The 16,697-nt window shown below is 63.4% G+C and carries 16 protein-coding genes and 1 riboswitch; of the genes, 3 read left to right on the forward strand and 13 right to left on the reverse strand.

The features are described 5' to 3' along the window. Positions 1-54 precede the first annotated feature (54 nt). The 4 genes from prfA to GE073_RS23000 form a co-directional block, all read right to left on the reverse strand. Positions 55-1,128, reverse strand: coding sequence for a peptide chain release factor 1 (gene prfA, locus GE073_RS22985; protein WP_028598953.1), 1,074 nt, complete (start codon positions 1,126-1,128; stop codon positions 55-57). Positions 1,129-1,289: 161 nt separating this feature from the next. Continuing rightward, a complete protein-coding gene (gene ychF / locus GE073_RS22990; protein ID WP_028598952.1) occupies positions 1,290-2,390 on the reverse strand; it encodes a redox-regulated ATPase YchF in 1,101 nt (366 codons plus the stop codon). 79 nt (positions 2,391-2,469) lie between these two features. Beyond that, entirely contained in the window at positions 2,470-2,691 is a 222-nt protein-coding gene (locus GE073_RS22995; RefSeq protein ID WP_028598951.1) for a WYL domain-containing protein, read from the reverse strand. 108 nt (positions 2,692-2,799) lie between these two features. Then, positions 2,800-3,813: a DUF6612 family protein gene (locus GE073_RS23000; protein WP_028598950.1), complete on the reverse strand. Its 1,014-nt coding sequence runs from the start codon at positions 3,811-3,813 to the stop codon at positions 2,800-2,802. A 409-nt stretch (positions 3,814-4,222) separates the two neighbouring features. On the opposite strand from GE073_RS23000, the gene GE073_RS23005 reads away from it, so the two are divergent. After that, positions 4,223-4,972 carry a YHYH domain-containing protein gene (locus tag GE073_RS23005; RefSeq protein ID WP_052333246.1) on the forward strand — a complete coding sequence of 250 codons (750 nt, stop codon included), beginning with the start codon at positions 4,223-4,225 and terminating at the stop codon, positions 4,970-4,972. Positions 4,973-5,030: 58 nt separating this feature from the next. Here GE073_RS23005 and GE073_RS23010 read toward each other — a convergent pair whose 3' ends face one another. The 3 genes from GE073_RS23010 to GE073_RS23020 all read right to left on the reverse strand — a co-directional run bounded on the left by GE073_RS23010 (position 5,031) and on the right by GE073_RS23020 (position 8,043). Next, a complete protein-coding gene (locus GE073_RS23010; protein WP_127464408.1) occupies positions 5,031-6,290 on the reverse strand; it encodes a molybdopterin-dependent oxidoreductase in 1,260 nt (419 codons plus the stop codon). Positions 6,291-6,448: 158 nt separating this feature from the next. Beyond that, positions 6,449-7,714 (reverse strand): stalk domain-containing protein, encoded by a 1,266-nt coding sequence (locus GE073_RS23015; protein ID WP_028598948.1) that lies wholly within the window; start codon positions 7,712-7,714, stop codon positions 6,449-6,451. Between the two features lie 167 nt (positions 7,715-7,881). Continuing rightward, positions 7,882-8,043: a hypothetical protein gene (locus GE073_RS23020; protein ID WP_153784460.1), complete on the reverse strand. Its 162-nt coding sequence runs from the start codon at positions 8,041-8,043 to the stop codon at positions 7,882-7,884. Positions 8,044-8,209: 166 nt separating this feature from the next. After that, positions 8,210-8,308: riboswitch (purine riboswitch) on the forward strand. 44 nt (positions 8,309-8,352) lie between these two features. Here GE073_RS23020 and GE073_RS23025 point away from each other — a divergent pair. Continuing rightward, positions 8,353-9,696, forward strand: a complete 1,344-nt coding sequence (locus GE073_RS23025; protein WP_043111314.1) for a 5'-deoxyadenosine deaminase — start codon at positions 8,353-8,355, stop codon at positions 9,694-9,696. Positions 9,697-9,977: 281 nt separating this feature from the next. After that, positions 9,978-10,511, forward strand: coding sequence for a DoxX family membrane protein (locus tag GE073_RS23030; protein WP_052333245.1), 534 nt, complete (start codon positions 9,978-9,980; stop codon positions 10,509-10,511). Between the two features lie 166 nt (positions 10,512-10,677). Here GE073_RS23030 and trxA read toward each other — a convergent pair whose 3' ends face one another. The 6 genes from trxA to GE073_RS23060 form a co-directional block, all read right to left on the reverse strand. Next, entirely contained in the window at positions 10,678-10,989 is a 312-nt protein-coding gene (trxA, locus tag GE073_RS23035) for a thioredoxin (protein WP_028598946.1), read from the reverse strand. A 67-nt stretch (positions 10,990-11,056) separates the two neighbouring features. Further along, on the reverse strand, positions 11,057-11,482 hold the full coding sequence (locus GE073_RS23040) for an RrF2 family transcriptional regulator (protein WP_028598945.1): 426 nt from the start codon (positions 11,480-11,482) through the stop codon (positions 11,057-11,059). 142 nt (positions 11,483-11,624) lie between these two features. Further along, positions 11,625-12,404, reverse strand: coding sequence for an aldo/keto reductase (locus tag GE073_RS23045; RefSeq protein WP_052333269.1), 780 nt, complete (start codon positions 12,402-12,404; stop codon positions 11,625-11,627). Positions 12,405-13,029: 625 nt separating this feature from the next. Further along, positions 13,030-14,352 carry an ABC transporter substrate-binding protein gene (locus tag GE073_RS23050; protein ID WP_028598942.1) on the reverse strand — a complete coding sequence of 441 codons (1,323 nt, stop codon included), beginning with the start codon at positions 14,350-14,352 and terminating at the stop codon, positions 13,030-13,032. Between the two features lie 124 nt (positions 14,353-14,476). Then, positions 14,477-15,691: an AGE family epimerase/isomerase gene (locus tag GE073_RS23055; protein ID WP_028598941.1), complete on the reverse strand. Its 1,215-nt coding sequence runs from the start codon at positions 15,689-15,691 to the stop codon at positions 14,477-14,479. Then, a complete protein-coding gene (locus GE073_RS23060) occupies positions 15,692-16,675 on the reverse strand; it encodes a glycoside hydrolase family 113 (protein WP_153784461.1) in 984 nt (327 codons plus the stop codon). Between the last annotated feature and the right edge of the window lie 22 nt (positions 16,676-16,697).

The following is a 16,697-nucleotide window of genomic DNA, read 5'->3' on the forward strand; positions in this document are numbered from 1 at the left end:
CTGCTCGGATCATCGCCGCCGGCCTGCGCCGTCAGATGCTCCGGGCGGCTTCGATCAGGCGAGGTTTTCCTTCTCCAGCAGCTCCGCCTGCTCCGCCACCGACAGCGAGTTGATGATCTCCGTCATGTCGCCGTTCATCACGGAGTCGAGGCGATGCAACGTCAGGCCGATGCGATGGTCCGTCACCCGGCTCTGCGGGAAGTTGTACGTGCGGATGCGCTCGCTGCGGTCGCCCGTGCCGACCTTGCTCTTGCGCTCGCCGGCGATCTTCGCCTCTTCTTCCTGGCGATGGATGTCGTAGATGCGGGCGCGCAGCACCTGCAGCGCCTTGGCCTTGTTCTCGTTCTGCGACTTGCCGTCCTGGCAGGTCGCCACGATGCCGGTCGGCACATGCGTCACACGCACGGCCGACTTGGTCGTGTTGACGGACTGGCCGCCCGCGCCGCTCGAGCAGAACGTGTCGACGCGGATGTCCTTGTCGAGAATCTCGACCTCGACCTCCTCGACCTCCGGCATGACCGCCACCGTCGATGTCGACGTATGGATGCGCCCCCCGGACTCCGTTACCGGAATGCGCTGCACGCGATGCGCGCCGCTCTCGAACTTGAGCTTGCTGTAGGCGCCCTTGCCGGAAATCTTGAAGATGACTTCCTTGAAGCCGCCGAGATCGCTCTCGCTCGCGTCCATCAGCTCGACGCGCCAGCCCTGGGATTCCGAGAAGCGGGTGTACATGCGGTACAGATCCGACGCGAACAGCGCCGCCTCGTCGCCGCCGGCCGCGCCGCGGATCTCGACGATGACGTTTTTGTCGTCGTTGGGATCCTTGGGCAGCAGCAGGACGCGCACTTCCTCGGCAAGCTGCTCGAGGCGCGCGCCGAGCTCCTCGAGCTCCATCTTGACCATCTCGCGCATCTCGTCGTCGAGCTTCTCCGCCTGCATCGCCTTGGCGTCCTCGTACTGGGCATGCACTTGCTTGTATTCCGTATAGGCGTCGTATGCGCCCTGCAGATCCGACTGCTCCTTGGAAAGATCGCGCAGCCGCTTAGGATCGCTGGATACATCCGGATCGCACAGCAGCTCGCTCAGCTTGTCGTATCGGTCGGCCAGCGCTTGTAATCGGTCCAACACCAGACTTCACCTCTGTATGGGATTGCGTATCGTAGGTTCTTGGATAAATGCCTTGCCCTTCATTATACCATATATGACGGGAGAACATAAACGGTCATGCGAAAAGCCCCGCGGGAGCCGGGGCTCCAGCGAGGCCGAGTCTCGTCCGGCGCCCGGCCGTCCTAGACGTTGAAGCGGAAGTGCATGACGTCGCCGTCCTGCACGACATACTCCTTGCCCTCGAGGCGCAGCTGGCCGCGCTCGCGGGCGACGTTCATGGAGCCTGCGGCGACCAGGTCGTCGTAGGCGACGACCTCGGCGCGGATGAAGCCGCGCTCGAAGTCGGTGTGGATGACGCCGGCCGCCTGCGGCGCCTTCATGCCCTTGCGGATCGTCCAGGCGCGCACTTCCTGCACGCCGGCCGTGAAGTACGTGTACAGGCCGAGCAGCTTGTACGCGCTGCGGATGAGGCGGTTCAAGCCCGACTCCTGCATGCCGAGCTCCTCGAGGAACATCGCCTTGTCCTCGCCCTCGAGCTCGGCGATCTCCGCCTCGACCTTGGCGCTGATCGGCACGACCTCGGCGTTCTCGGCCGCGGCGAACTCGCGCACGAGCTTGACGTACGGGTTGCCCTCGGCGTCCGCCACCTCTTCCTCGCTCACGTTGGCCGCGTACAGCACCGGCTTCATCGTCAGCAGATGCAGGTCGCGCACGAGCACGCGCTCCTCCTCGGTCAGCTCGACGCTGCGCGCCGCGCGGTCCTCGTAAAGCGCCGCCTTGAGGCGCTCGAGCACCTCGACCTCCTGGGCGTACTGCTTGTTGCCGCCCTTCATGTTCTTGCGCGAGCGGTCGATGCGGCGGTCGACGGAGTCGATGTCCGCGAGGATCAGCTCGAGGTTGATCGTCTGGATGTCGCCCAGCGGATCGACCTTGCCGGAGACATGGGTGATGTTCTCGTCCTGGAAGCAGCGCACGACGTGGACGATCGCGTCCACCTCGCGGATATGCGCGAGGAACTTGTTGCCCAGTCCCTCGCCCTTGCTCGCGCCGGCCACGAGGCCCGCGATGTCGACGAACTCGAAGGCGGTCGGCACGGTCTGCTTGGGCACGACCAGCTCGGTCAATTTATCGAGACGCTCGTCGGGCACTTCCACGACGCCGACGTTGGGGTCGATCGTACAAAACGGATAGTTGGCGGACTCGGCTCCCGCCTGGGTGATTGCATTGAAAAGCGTCGACTTCCCGACGTTCGGGAGACCGACGATGCCGCATGAGAGCGCCAATGGGAACAACTCCTTCACATTCTCTGAATCATCTAGGTGCCATTATACATGACGCGGGCGCAATGATAAAGGAAAGCGCTCAGCCGAGCCGCCTCCCGGCCCGGCCGCCGGGGCCGTCTGCCGGCTGCGCCGCGAGGATGCCGTCCAGCCGGAACGTGCGCGGGAGACGCTTCTCCCGGTCGAAGCCGTAGACGTAGTCGGCCTCCACCCGCGCCAGCCTCACGAGGCGGCGCGTCAGCCGTCCGTCCGCGTCGGCATAGATCAATTCCACGTCGCGTCCGATCCATTTGCGCAGATTCATTGCGGGCCGCTCCCTTCGCGATCAAAAAAGAACATACATTCGTATATTGATTATATACCCGAATGTACGTTCTTATGCAAAGGGAATTTTTGGCGGCCTCGCCTGGCCTTACGGCTGCTCCTGCAGCCCTTCCAGCTCCTCCAGTCCATCCTCGCCGAGAGCGTCCAGCAGTCCTTGGTCGGCCGGCATCACCTCGGGCGCGTCTTTGGCTTCATCCGGCACGACGACCGGCTCGGCCTCGTTCCAGCCGCTGTAGCCGAGCGTGAACGTCTGGCTCAGCCGGGAAGGGTTGCCCGGATCGTACTCGATCGAGACGTCGGCCGTCGCTTCCAGCCGGGTCAGCCGTCCCGTCGCCTCGTCGAAGCGGAGGCGGTAATCGAGCGCGTTCACTTGGATGGAATCCCGCACGCGCGCCTCCATGTCGTCGAGTCCCATCGTGCTGCGCAGCAGGTCGCGCACGAGCGCCTCGGCCGCCTCGTCGCTGCCGCTGCCCGCGTAGACGAGCACCTGCTCGCCGTTCTCGAGTCCGCTGCGGAACGCGGCGGCATGCTCGGCGATCTTCTCGATCTCCTTGGCCGGGGCGATCTGGAAATCGGACAGCGTCGCCTTGATCTTGGGCACCTCGTCCGCCAGCATGCGGCTCCACGCTTCGTTGGAATAATCGTACATATAATAGCCGCTGTCGGTCAGGTAGGAATCGAGCGTCGACGACTCGCCCATGTAGTCGTTCACCGTCTTCTGCATGAGGGCGAGCGGCTGCACGATGATGCGCCCCTCGTTGGTCATCGACATGGACGTCGTCTGGCCGTCCGTCTCCATGTCCTGCTTGAGCTCCATGGACAGCTCGAGGCTCTTCGTGTCCGCCATCGTCTCTGCGGCGCGGCCGAGCACCTGCTCGGCGCTCGGCGCGCCTTCCTCGGCGGGCGCCGAGGCGGCTTGCTTCGGCGTGGCCGGCTGCGGCGTGGCCGCTCCGTCTCCGCCTGCGTTCGAGCAGCCTGCCGCGAGCAGCAGGGCGAGCAGCCCGGCGGCGAGCGCGGTCCGGCGCAGCGGACCCGCCTCTGGGCGAGCGGCCGACGCGGTATGTGGTTGTTCCTTGCGGAATGGAATCGGGGTCGGATTCATGCTGCACTCTCCTTTCCTGATGAAGCCTGCTCCAAGCCTGTCCGGCAACGGGCCGTGCGGCCGCGCCTGCATCTTCGCCCTCCCGCCGAACCATACTACCGGCAGGGGAGGTGAACAGCGATGGAGAACAAGACTCATCAAGGTAACTATAAAGGAACGGCCTCCATGCATGCAAAGAACCAAAGTATGGAATTCGTCAACGATGTCGTGGAGGATGTCAAGTCCGTGACCAACTTCACCGGCAAGAAAAAGAAGAAGACGGACTGAGGATTCCCCCGTCCGTCCGCCTCGGCGCAAGCGATGAAACAGCGGCGGCTCCAGACCGGAGAGCCGCTGTTTTTCTATGCATTCCATATTTAGGATGGATCATCTATGATGGAGTTGAAAACGATAGAAAAGGGGTCTTGATATGAAAAAGCTCCATCGGCCGGCGGTCGTGATCATCCTGCTCCTCTCCCTGTTGTCCCTGCCGTTGTCCGCTTCCGCTCACTCCGGGAGAACCGACAGCAGCGGAGGGCACAACTGCTCCGAGAAATCGATCCGAAAGGGCTTGTGCACCGGCTATCACTATCATAACGGCGGCAGCTCGTCCAGCGGGTCGTCCAGCAGCTCGTCCAGCGGGTCCACATCCTCTTCGACCGCGGCATCCTCCAAAAAGTCCACGACGGTCCGGAGCGTGATCGCGAATGAAGCCAAGCCTCAGGCTCATTGCACGAAAGTAAGCGATGTACTGACCGGAAGCTCGTCGCAGTATCGGTACTATGAACGGATTTGGGACTGCCGGAAATCGACGGACAGCGGCGCCAAATACGAAGAGACCTCCCTTTCGCTTTATGTAGACGAAAAACTCGCCGCCCTGGACAAAGGCATCGTCAGCCTCCAGCAGACGAATTATATTTCGCTGAGGGACTTCTCCCGCCTCTTCGGGTTCAGCCTCGACGTCGCTAAGACCAAAGTGTCTGTCGTCAAGCAGAAGAAGACCGCGTTCGAGATTGAAGCGCAAACGCGGAAAATCAACGGAAGCGCGGGGTTCTCCGGATTCAAGGCCATTCAAATCGAAGGGGCTTATTACGTTCCCCTGCGTTACGCAGCCGGCATGGCCGGGGCATCCATTGTTTCCGCGGACAGCCGGAGCATCGAGCTTTCCACGAAGCGCTGACCTCCTCGAAGAGCCCTCATTCTTCGCGCATCGAGCCTTCCCTTCGGGAAGGCTTTTTTCACACCCAGGCGTCCTTGCTGTAGCCGCGCTCCTCCCAGTAGCCGGTATGCTCGCCGGAGATGAGCTCGATCCGGCTCAGCCATTTGACCGACTTGTAGGCGTACATGCGCGGCACGACGAGCCGCACGGGGCCGCCGAGCGGGCTCGGGATCGCCTGTCCGTCATGCAGCACGGCGACGAGCACGTCCTCCTCCATCGCCTGCTCCAGCGTCAGCGAGTCGGCGTAGACGCCGTCGCCGGAGTAGAGCTTCACCGTCCGCGCTCCGCTCCGCACGCCCGCCTGCTCCAGCAGCCTCCGCAGCGGGATGCCTTCCCAGGTGTTGGAGTAGACCGACCAGCCCGTCACGCAGTGGAAGTCGCTGACCTGCACGTCGCGCGGCAGCCGCACGAACTGCTCCCATGTCCAGCTCTCCGGCCGGTCGACGAGGCCGTCGATGCGGAACGACCAGTCCGCGTTGGTGAACGTCGGCAGCGGCGTCACGGTATAGACGCGGAAAGTCCCCTTCGCCCCGCCTCCGGGCAAAGGAATCGAGCCCGGCTGCGGCTCCGGCGCCGGCAGCAGCCGATTGCCGTCTTGCCGGGCAAGCTCGCCCGCCGAGCTGCCGCCCATGGAGCCGAGCGCGCGGCCGGCCCATTGCAGGAACGACGGCCCTGCGGCGACGGCCAGTCCCGCGCCGATCGCCGCGCGCAGGAAGGCCCGCCGGGTCAGCAGCGGCGATGGCGCGGCGGCCGGATGCAGCCCGCCGCGGCCGGCCGAGCTGCTCTCGGGCGGCTTCACCGTGCGGCGGGCCGGCTCCTTGAGCCACTTGAGCCGCGTGATGGAATGGTACGCGATGTACGGCAGGCCGATCCAGGTGAGCGCGTCATGGACGAGCAGGGCGGGATTGGCCCAGCCCGGACCGAGCAGGCGATGCGCCCACAGCGCGAGGCCGGATCCGATCCAGCCGGCGAGCAGCGCCAGCACGAGCGCGACGTTGGCCCGCTGCCCCGGCTTGCCGCGCAGCTGCCTCCAGTGCTTCGGCAGCAGCAGGATGTAGCCGGTGATCGGCAGCAGCAGCGCGAGTCCAAGTCCGATATGGGCTCCCTTGAGCCAGACCCGGCCCTCGCCGAGCACGCCCCTCCACCAGCCTCCAAGCAGCATCAAGCCCGACAGCGCGAGCAGCAGCACGAGCCAGCCGTTCCACGAATGGAGCCAGGCGAGCTTCCGCCCATGCCGCCGTCGCCATGCCGCGAGCATCCCCTTTACGCGTCCGCGCATTTTGCTGCACCCCTTTCTTTCGGCAAGCTTCTCTTCCTGATGGACAACGACGGACGGCATGAATCGGATCAGGACGGCCAAAAAGTCCGCCCCTCCTCTCCTTCAGCCAGGAAAAGCGGGGCGGACTTCACGTTCCGGCGATCATGGCGATCCGCCGCTTAAGGATTGATGAACACCGTCTTCAGCTTCGGGCTGTAGACGACCGAGAAGCCGAGTCCCTGGGCGACGGTCGCCAGCGGCACATAGGTCTTGCCTTCGGCGCCGACCTTCTGCATGTAGGCCGGAGAGCTTACCTTGACCGGCGCGCCGTCCACGGTCACCGTCGGCGATCCGATCTTCACGCCGACCGTGCGGGAGCCGTACTTGATGTTGGCGGTCGACGTCTTGGCATCCCATGCCGTCGTCGCGCCGACGGCGTTCACGATGTCCTGGATGGCGACATAGTTGACGCTTTGCTTGAGCACCGGCTTGTACGGCGTGTTCAGCGCCTTGCCGGAGACGTAGATGCTCATCGGCGAGCCGGCTGCCGGAGCGGCAAGCTCCGTATAGGAGCCCCACACCGCGCGGCCGAACTCCCCGGCGATGACGGCGTAGCCCGCCTGCGTCGGATGGAAGTCGCGCGCGGACACCATATGCGTAAGCATGCCTTCGCGGCCGGCGAAGTCGTCCGCGACATGCACCGCCGTCACATTCGCGCCCTTGGCCTTGTAGCCGGCGGCCAGCGCGTCGAGGTTGGCCGTGAACGCGGCCGTCGCCTTGTTCAGCTTGGCGTACAGATCCTTGCCCGCCAGCATCGGCACCGGCTGGTATTGATCCGCGATGTAGAGGCGCAGCGACGGGTTGACCGACAGCAGCGCGTCGATCGAAGCCGAGACGTTGAGGCTGTACTGTCCCAGCAGCTCGGCGACCTTGGCCTCGAGCGCCTCATCCGTCATCGAGGCGGCATCGTTCAGCAGCGAGGAGACGTCGTTGCCGCCGATCGTCACCGCGACCGCGTCGGCGCCGGCCAGCTCGGCCCGGATCTCGGACGCCTTCTGTCCGAACTCGTCCGCGCGATAGTCCGGCAGCCCGCTCTGAATCGCCTCTCCGGCGATCGGCTGGCCTGCGGCCACCGCTTGGGCGAACGCTTTCAGCCCTTCGGACTTCAAGCCGACCAGGCCGTAGTTGGCCAACGAAGCGCGGCCGTGAAGCAGCGACTGCTCGTACAGGCGGTCCGCATAGCCGTACGGCTGCTGCTTCGCATAATCGACGTTCGGCTCGAATCCGGCCGTAATGGAATCTCCCAGCGCCACCAGCTGGAACTCCGCGGCAGCAGCCGGCGGCGCGGCCGACGCCGCGGCGGCTCCGGCGACGCCGGGAGCGGCCAGCAGCAGGGCCGCGAGGCCCAGCTTCGCCGCCCAAGCGGCTTGTCTCTTGCTATTCATCTAGGATCGGCTCCTCTCGTCTACCATCTTCCCTCCTATTCTATCATCGCGGATTTAGAGATGGATAGATTGGATCGTCCTGGAAACGAAAAAAAGCCTCCCTCGCCGTCTCATGCGGCGAAGAAAGCTCTCTGTCCGCCCGTCCCGCTGCAGGGGACGGCCCGGGATCAGTTGCGGATTTTGCGCAGCAGCATCATGATGCCGCCGCCGAGGAACAGGATCGCGATGACATAAAAGACGAGCTTCAGCGTGCCGACGAACAAGTCGAACAGCCCGCCGATGCCGAAGAACAGTCCGACGAGAATGAGCAGAACGGCCAGAAACGGCATGGAGCGATTCCCCCTGTCTGGAGTCGATTTTGGTTGTTGATCGTCTTTAACCGGATCGGCCGTTCATGAAGCTGGAAAAAGATCGGCGAGCGGCCGCGGAGCGGCGTCAGCTTACCTCACACTCCCTTGACAGTCCAGCGGCCGATGAAGTATTCTGGTTCCACAACCGCATAAATGCGCATCCTTTCGTATATCCTGAGCAATGGGGCTCAGGGTCTCTACCGGAAACCGTAAATTTCTAGCTACGAAAAATAGGCCCTCGGCGTATTTTTCGCGGCTATTTTTTTTGACCAAGGAGTGGTAGCTGCTATGTCCCCAACGATCCTAATTCAGAACGCTCAGATCGTGACGATGAACCGCACCGAGGAGATTATGCACGGCGACCTGCTCATCCAGGGCGACCGCATCGCGGCGATCGGTCCGAGCCTCGATCCGTCCCAGGCGGACCGCGTCATCGACGCGAGCGGCCGCGTCGTCATCCCCGGCTTCATCCAGACGCACATCCATCTGTGCCAGACGCTGTTCCGCGGCAAAGGCGACGACCTCGAGCTGCTCGACTGGCTGCGCAAGCGCATCTGGCCGCTCGAGGCGGCGCATGACGAGGAATCCATCTACTATTCGGCGATGCTGGGGCTCGGCGAGCTGCTGCAGAGCGGCACGACGACGATCGTCGACATGGAGACGGTCCATCATACGGACTCGGCGTTCCAGGCGATCGCGAAGAGCGGCATCCGCGCCCTCTCCGGCAAGGTGATGATGGACCGCAAGGGCGCCGACATCCCGCTGCCGCTGCAGGAGGAGACGGAAGCGTCGCTGCAGGAGAGCGTCGACCTGCTCGAAAAATGGCATGGCCACGACAACGGCCGCATCCGCTACGCCTTTTCGCCGCGCTTCGTCATCAGCTGCACCGACGAGCTGCTGCGCGAGGTCGCCCGCCTGTCGGACCAGTATCAGGTCAACGTGCATACGCACGCCTCGGAGAACCAGGGCGAGATCGAGCTCGTCGAGCAGATGACCGGCATGCGCAACATCGCCTATCTCGACCACATCGGACTCGCGACGGACCGCCTCATCCTGGCGCACTGCATCTGGCTCGACGACAACGAGAAGCGCATCATCCGCGAGCGCGGCGTGCATGTGAGCCACTGTCCGGGCTCCAACATGAAGCTCGCCTCCGGCTTCGCGGACGTGCCGGAGATGATCGACACGAGCATCAGCGTCAGCCTCGGCGCCGACGGCGCTCCGTGCAACAACAACCTCGACATGTTCAACGAGATGCGCCTCGCCGCCCTCATCCACAAGCCGCGCCACGGCCCGACGGCGATGGACGCGCGCAGCGTGTTCCGCATGGCGACGATCGGCGGCGCGCGCGCCGTCGGCATGGCGGACGAGATCGGCAGCCTCGAGGTCGGCAAAAAGGCCGATCTGGCGATCCTCAACCTGAACCAGTTCCATACGTTTCCTTCGTTCGACGTCGATCCGATCTCGCGCATCGTCTACTCGGCGACCCGGGCCGACGTAGAGACGACGATCGTCGACGGCCGCATCGTCATGGATCGCGGCGTCATGCTCACCGTCGATAAGGACGTCACCCTGCATGAGGCCGACCGCGCGATCAAGCGGCTGCTGAAGCGCAGTCCGATCCAGGCTTAGCGGAACCGAGTAACGGAACGACAAGGCCCGCCCCTTCCGGCGGGCCTTTTTGTGCATGCGCGACCGAATATCGCGATACATGAAGTCAATTTCGACATTTCTCGCACTCATCTTCTTCGATATGAATAAAATTGCACCCGAAATCCGAGCTTTTTCCCCGTCCTTTCCCCATGCGCCTCGATGATACGATGAAGCCCATGGAGGTGAGGATTCGGAAGTGACGGCCTTCAAAGGCCGAAATGGACGCGGCTCGCCAGCCGCATCATGAAAGGGGACTATTCATGGCATTTCGATGGTGGAGAACCAACCTGGCGGCAGCAGCCGCGCTGCTGCTGCTTCGCTTGTACGCAGGATGGAACTGGACGCGCTCCGGCTGGGGCAAGCTGACCGGGGACGAAGCGTTCAGCGCCGGCGGCTTCGTGCAGCATGCGATCGCCAATCCCGTCCTGCGCAGCGGCACGAACGAGGTGCTTTATCCGACCTATGTCTCGTTCCTGGAACACTTCGTATCGCCGCAGCTCGGGCTGTTCAGCCTGCTCGTCAGCTGGGGGGAGCTGCTCGTCGGCCTGTCGCTGCTGCTCGGCCTGTTCACGACGGCGGGGGCGTTTTTCGGCCTCGTCATGAACTTCTCGTTCCTGTTCGCCGGCGCGCTCAGCCTCAACCCATGGCTGATCCTGATCGGCTTCCTGCTCGTCACGGGCGGACGCAACGCCGGGCGCTTCGGACTCGACGCGCTCGTCCTTCCAAGGCTCGCCGCGCTGCGCCCCGGCAAATCCCGCTCGGAGGCCGCCGCAGCGTCAGGCCCTGCGCCTTGATCGCGGCGCACGAATCGCCCTCGGGTTAGGACAAAAGCCGAAAAAGCCCCCGCGGTCGCCTCAAGGCGTGCCGCGGGGGCTTGATGTATCGCAGGCGGAGCTTCCGTCCGCCGAGCTCGGCTGGAGCCGTCGCACAGCGGCATGCATCCGCCCGATCAGGCTATGCTTACAGCTGGCCTTGGATCTTGTTTTTCAGGGCGTCCTTGCTCTGCACGCCGACCATCTTGTCGACCGGCTGGCCGTCCTTGAACAGGATCAGCGTCGGGATGCTCATGACGCCGAACTGGGAAGCGAGCTCAGGCTGCTCGTCGACGTTGATTTTGGCGATCGTCGCCTTTCCTTCCAGCTCCGTGCTCAGCTCCTCCACGATCGGAAGCTGCATTTTGCAAGGTCCGCACCAAGGGGCCCAGAAGTCGACCAGCGCGACGCCGTTCTGTACGCTCTCGTTGAAGGTTTCTTTCGTCAGGGCTACTGCCATGTTCGATCATCCTTTCGATTTGAAAAAATAAAGTCGGTTCTCCGCCCACAGCAGCTTTCACCAAGCCTCAGCAGGTTTCGCAGCGATGGATCCGCTCCAGCACCCCGGCGATCGTCAGCCCCTGGAAGTAACTCTCCAGCCGCTGCTCCGCTCCGCAGAAGATGCCGTTCATGACCTCCTGCATGTTGGAGCCGACGAGGCATTCGCAATCGGGATCGCCCGAGCACCAGTTCGGCATGAGCGAGCCGCGCGCGATCGCCTGGTAAATGTCGTTGAGCGTCACTTGCGACGGCTCCGCCGTCAAGCGGTAGCCTCCGCCGGAGCCCTCCCTCGTCGCCACGTAGCCGCAGCGCTTCAGGTAGCCCATCACCTTGCGGACCCTCGCCGGATTGGTGCAGACGTTCTCGGCGATCGCCTCGCTCGAGGCGCTGCGCTCCGGGACGTAAGCCAGATAGACGAGGCTGTGGACGGCAATCGTGAATTCACTGTTCATGCGAGACGGCCACCCCGTTTCGTACTGTAATAATACCAGTTACAGTTGAGGCTGTCAATAGGCCCTCCCTTTCCGTTAGCATGCTCGCCGGGGGCCGCGGCTACTCCTCGATCCCGCCCCGGCTCGCTGCTCATCGGCCGTTCTAGAAATTGAAGTTGTCCGGGTCCGGGCCGAAGCGCTTGCCCTGATCGAGCCCGTCGAGCAGCGCCATGTCCTCGTGGGACAGCTCGAAGTCGAACACATCGGCGTTTTCGCGGATGCGCTTCTCATGCGTCGACTTCGGAATGGTGACGACGCCGTTCTGCAGATCCCAGCGCAGCACGATCTGCGCCGGCGTCTTGCCGTGCTTGGCGGCCAGCTCCTGGATCTGCGGCACGTCGAGATTGCCCTGCATGAGCGGGCTCCACGCCTCCAGCACGATGCCCTGGTCCTGGCAGTACTGGCGCAGCTCGACCTGGGTCAGCAGCGGATGGTACTCGACCTGATTGACCATCGGCTTGATCTCGGCGTCCTGGAGCAGATCCTCGAGATGATGGACGTGGAAGTTGCAGACGCCGATCGCGCGCACCTTGCCGTCCTTGTACAGCTGCTCCAGCGCGCGCCAGGTGTCCTTGTACTTGCCCTTGACCGGCCAGTGGATCAGGTATAGGTCGAGCGTGTCGAGGCCCAGCTTGTCCAGGCTGTCCTGGAACGCCTGCAGCGTGCTCTCGTAGCCTTGATCGCTGTTCCACACCTTCGTCGTGATGAACAGCTCCTCGCGCGGCACCCCGCACTCGCGGATCGCCCGTCCGACGCCTTCCTCGTTGCCGTAAGCCTTGGCCGTATCGATGCTGCGGTAGCCGGCCTTGACCGCGTCCCGGATCGCCTGCTCGACCTGGCCCTCCTCCGTCACCTTCCAGACGCCGAGGCCGAGCCTCGGCATCCGCACGCCGTTGTGCAGCTCGACCGTATCGCCAAGCCCTTGAAGTCGTACCGTCACGATGAGAACGCCTCCTTGCGCTTTGTTTTCACTGCCGTTTATCGCCTCTATATTTTACCACCGGAGGGCGGAATCAAACAAATTCGGCGGCATCAGTCATCTGGCTGGAAGCACAACGCTTGGACGGAAAAGGTAGCCTCCAGTCGGGAGGTGATGCCTATGTTTTCGCTTCAGGAAGTGACCATGCTGGGGATGTTTCTCCTCGCTCTGCTCACCTACTTAAAACGAAAATAACCCGTCCAAGTTAGCGCCTGGTTAACGGGTTATTCTCTGGCAAGGCAGTTACTGGAGGATTTCCATCCAAGTTTGTGCACGGAGAGAGCGTTGGCGCGCTCTCTCTTCGTTTAAGTTACCTTTATTATACACAACTTCTTTCAACCGTATACAACTTTGTAAACCCCCCTGCTGCTCGATCAAGCATCCTGCTGCGATTTAGCCGTGGGCAGAACTGACGATGCGAACGACAAAGCGTCGTCTTCGCAGCGGACGCAAGCGGATCAATTCGAACGAAAAAGCAGCGGACCGCGCGGTCCGCTGCTTGCTTTTTGGTTCCGTTCTTTCGGAGCTCTTAATACCCGAGATCCGTCTTCGCTTTCGCCCATTTCTTGTTCAGCTCATCCAGGCCAGCCTTCAGGTCCTTGGACAGGAGCAGATCTTGGATGTAGTTGCCCGTGCCGATGCCGATCTGCGCCTTGTTGGCGATCTCAGCGAACTTGTCATTGTTCGGCAGCCCTTCGATGAAGGTCGGGTTCGCGGCTTGGAACTCGGCCAGCTGCGGCGATTCCGCCTTCTCCGACTTGAGGATCGGCATGAAGCCGGAGTCGGCCACGTAGCCGGATTCCTTGACGAAGAAGTCCGTCCAGGCGATCGCCAGCTCCTTGTTCTTGCTGTTCGCGCTCACGCCCATCATGTAGTCGCCGCCGAGCGGAGCGTTCAGCTTGCCGCTGTTGTCATACGGGAACGGCACGAAGCCGATGTCCTCGGACGCCGCGCCGGCGCCGATGACCTGCGGGATGACCCAGTTGCCGAGGAAGTACATCGCCGCCTTGCCGGAAGCGATCTCGCCTTTGGACATTTCCCAGTTGTTCGTGTACAGATCCTTCTCGACCCAGCCGTTCTTGATGAAGTCGCGGCCGATCTTGGCCAGGATGCCCCAGGCGTTGCCCTCCTGGAACGGCGCCGGATCGGCGGCCATCTTGGTCGTCAGGTCGGCGTCGCCGGCCACGTAGAACGCCGAGCCGTCGCCCCACGAGCCCATCGGCCACTGCGCGCCGAAGTTCATGTACAGCGGGATGATGCCGGCTTCCTTCAGCTTCTTGGCGGCGTCATACAGCTCGTCAAGCGTCGTCGGCGCCTTGGCGATGCCGGCTTTTTCGAACGCCTTTTTGTTGTAGACGATGCCCTGCGTGTTGACGCCGGTCGTGATGCCGTAGCGCTTGCCCTCGAACGCCGAGTTGTCGGCGAAGTAGACGTCGTCGAACATGCTGTCCGGCAGCGGCTCGAAGTACTTCGGCAGGTCGGAGGCCGGCATGCCGCTCGGAATCATGAGCACGTCGCCCGTCTCGCCCGTCGTCAGGCGCGTCTTGATGTCGGTCGCGTAGTTGGTCAGTCCTTCGAACTCGACCTTCGCGTCCGGATACTTCTCCTGGAATTTCTTCAGGTAGCGCTCCATCGTGCCGTCGTTGATGTAGTCCGTGCGGTGCGTCAGCATCTTGATTGTGCCGCTCAGCTTCGCCTCGCCGCCGGAGCCGCCTTCGTTCGCGGCCGTATTCGCGCTGCCGGACGTATTGCCCGCCGTATTCGCATTGCCCTCGTTGTTGTTGCTGCCGCAAGCGGCCAGCATGGACAGGGACAGGACTGCCGTCATCGTAACCAGAAGCGGTTTTTTCATCTCGTTTTCCCCCTGAGTCGTAAGGATTGGTTATCGGTTCGCTATGTTGTTATCGCTTACAAGTCCATTGTACCGCCTGGCTCCAGGCCGAAAAATGAACTCCATTGTCATTTCTTGTTTCCGATTATGCTAACGCATCTTCCTTTGTTAGCGATTCCAGACGATGCAGCGCCTCCAGGCAGGCGCGTCCGTTATGGTACGGACATTTCCAGGCGCCGATCTTGACCTGGGTCCGATCCGGCCGGCCGTCGCGGGATACCTGCCAATGCCATTCGCCGCCGTCCTCGTCCCGCACATGCTGCCGGATGAAGCTCCAGCTGCGCTCGGCCGCCTGCACATAACGCTCCTCGCCGCTCAGCTGGAAGGCGTTCAGGAAGCCAACCATCGCCTCCGCCTGCGGCCACCAGTCCTTGCTGTCGTCGAGCCGCCCGTCCTCATGCAGCTCGTTGAACACGCCGCCGTCCTCGTCGACGCCTTCAAGCAGCGTCGCCTCGGCCATCTGCAGCGCCGCCCGCTCCGTCTGCTTCAGCAGCTCCGGATCGCCGAGCGCCTCCGCGGCCTCGCACAGCAGCCAGCTGCCCTCGATGTCGTGGCCGTAGCTGACGTCGCGCGTCGCCGAATTCCACTCGTCGTCGAAGAACAGCTTGAAATGTCCCGTCTCCCCGTCGAGGATCCGCTCCAGATGAAGCTCGATCAGCTCGCGCAGCCGATCCCGCAGTCCGTCCGAGGGCCAGACGCGATAAAGGTTCGTATAGCCTTCCAGCACATGGAGATGCGTATTCATCGACTTGCGCTCGTTCAGGTCCTTGCCGCTCAGGCTGAGGTCGTCCGTCTCGCTCCAGTCGCGCGCGAGCGCCTCGATGTAGCCCCGGTGGACCGGATCATGCGCCCAGCGCTCCAGCAGCCGGTACGTCTCCTCGGCGAGCGGCAGCTCGGCCGTGCTCCCCGTCGCCAGCATATACTCCGCCAGCGCATACAGCACGAACGACTGGCCGTATACCTGCTTCTTGTCCTCGCTCGGCCGTCCGTCCGGCGTCGCCATCCAGTAGAAGCCGCCGTGAAGCTCGTCGTAAAACACCGTCCGCAGCTGCTCCAGCGCCCGCTCGGCCAGCGCCAGATGCTGCGGATTTTTCGTGCGCCGATGCGCCGCCGCGAACGTCCACAGGATGCGCGCGTTCAGCACGAGCGACTTGTCCGCCTCGGGATTCACCTTGCCGGAGCTGTCCATCTCGCCGATGAAGCCGCCATGAAGCTCGTCGAGCGCATGCGTTTGCCAGAAGCCGAGGATGTTGTCCTGCAGCTCCTGCTGCAGCTCATGCAGCCATGCCTGCTTGTCCATTCAGCCTTCCCTCCTGCTGCCGTAAAAGTCCTTCACCGTCTGCGCCGCGGGCTTGCCGTACATGCAGTAGTCGTCGTTCGCCGCCGCGTCCGGCGCCGCGTACAGCCGCGCCGGCCAGTCCCAGAGCACGAAGCCGCGCACCCACTCGCGCCGGCCGCAAGCCCCGAACATCGCTTCGTAGTAGGCGCGCTGCGCCTCTCCGTCCGGGCGGCCGGCCAACGACCAGTCGTTCGGCCGCGCCGGCGACGTGTCGCGGCTCGGGCAGCCCGCCTCCATGAAGAAGAACGGCTTGCCATACGGCGCGACCGCCGCCTCGATGCGGTCCAGCTGCTCCTCCCACTGGTCGATCGGATAATAGCCGCTGGAGGAGATGAGGTCGACCGCGTCCCACCACTTGACGTTGCCTTCCTGGTACTTGTCGCAGTTGTAGGTGACGAGGCCGGAGTAGGCTTCGCGTACCTGGGCGATCAGCGCCCGCCACTCGGCCTCGCGCTTGTCGGCCTGCACCATCTCGCAGCCGATGCACAGCATCTCGCAGCCTTCCTCGCGGGCGATGTCCGCATAGTGGAGGATGAAGCGCGCATACGACTCGAACCACTGGCCCCATGTCGGCTCGCCGGGAATGTCCATGTCGAAGAAGTTGATGTGCGCCCGCCAGGTGCCGTCGGCGACGTTGACGACCGGCTTCAGACAGACCTTCTGCCCGAGCGCCTTGGCGCGGCGGATCGCGCTGCGCACCTCGTCGTCGGTGACCGTCGGCTCGTTCCAATACTCGATTTCCGTCGATTGCGCGGTCGCCTGCAGGGCGCCGAGCGTGACGGCGGTCCAGCCGACGTTCAGCTTGGCCATCTCGCTCAGGGAAAAGTCGGCCTCCGGCCCTTCCCACGTGCCTCGCACGCCGGTCCAGCCCCAGGTCATGCCGGCGATGTAGCCGAGCTCTGCCGCTGCGGCGGCCGAGCCGGCCGCCTTCGCTTGTGTCGTCATCGGATGAAGCCTCCTTGTGGCG

Origin of the sequence: Paenibacillus sp. B01, assembly GCF_009649995.1 — a bacterium.
GTDB lineage: Bacteria > Bacillota > Bacilli > Paenibacillales > Paenibacillaceae > Paenibacillus_O > Paenibacillus_O pasadenensis.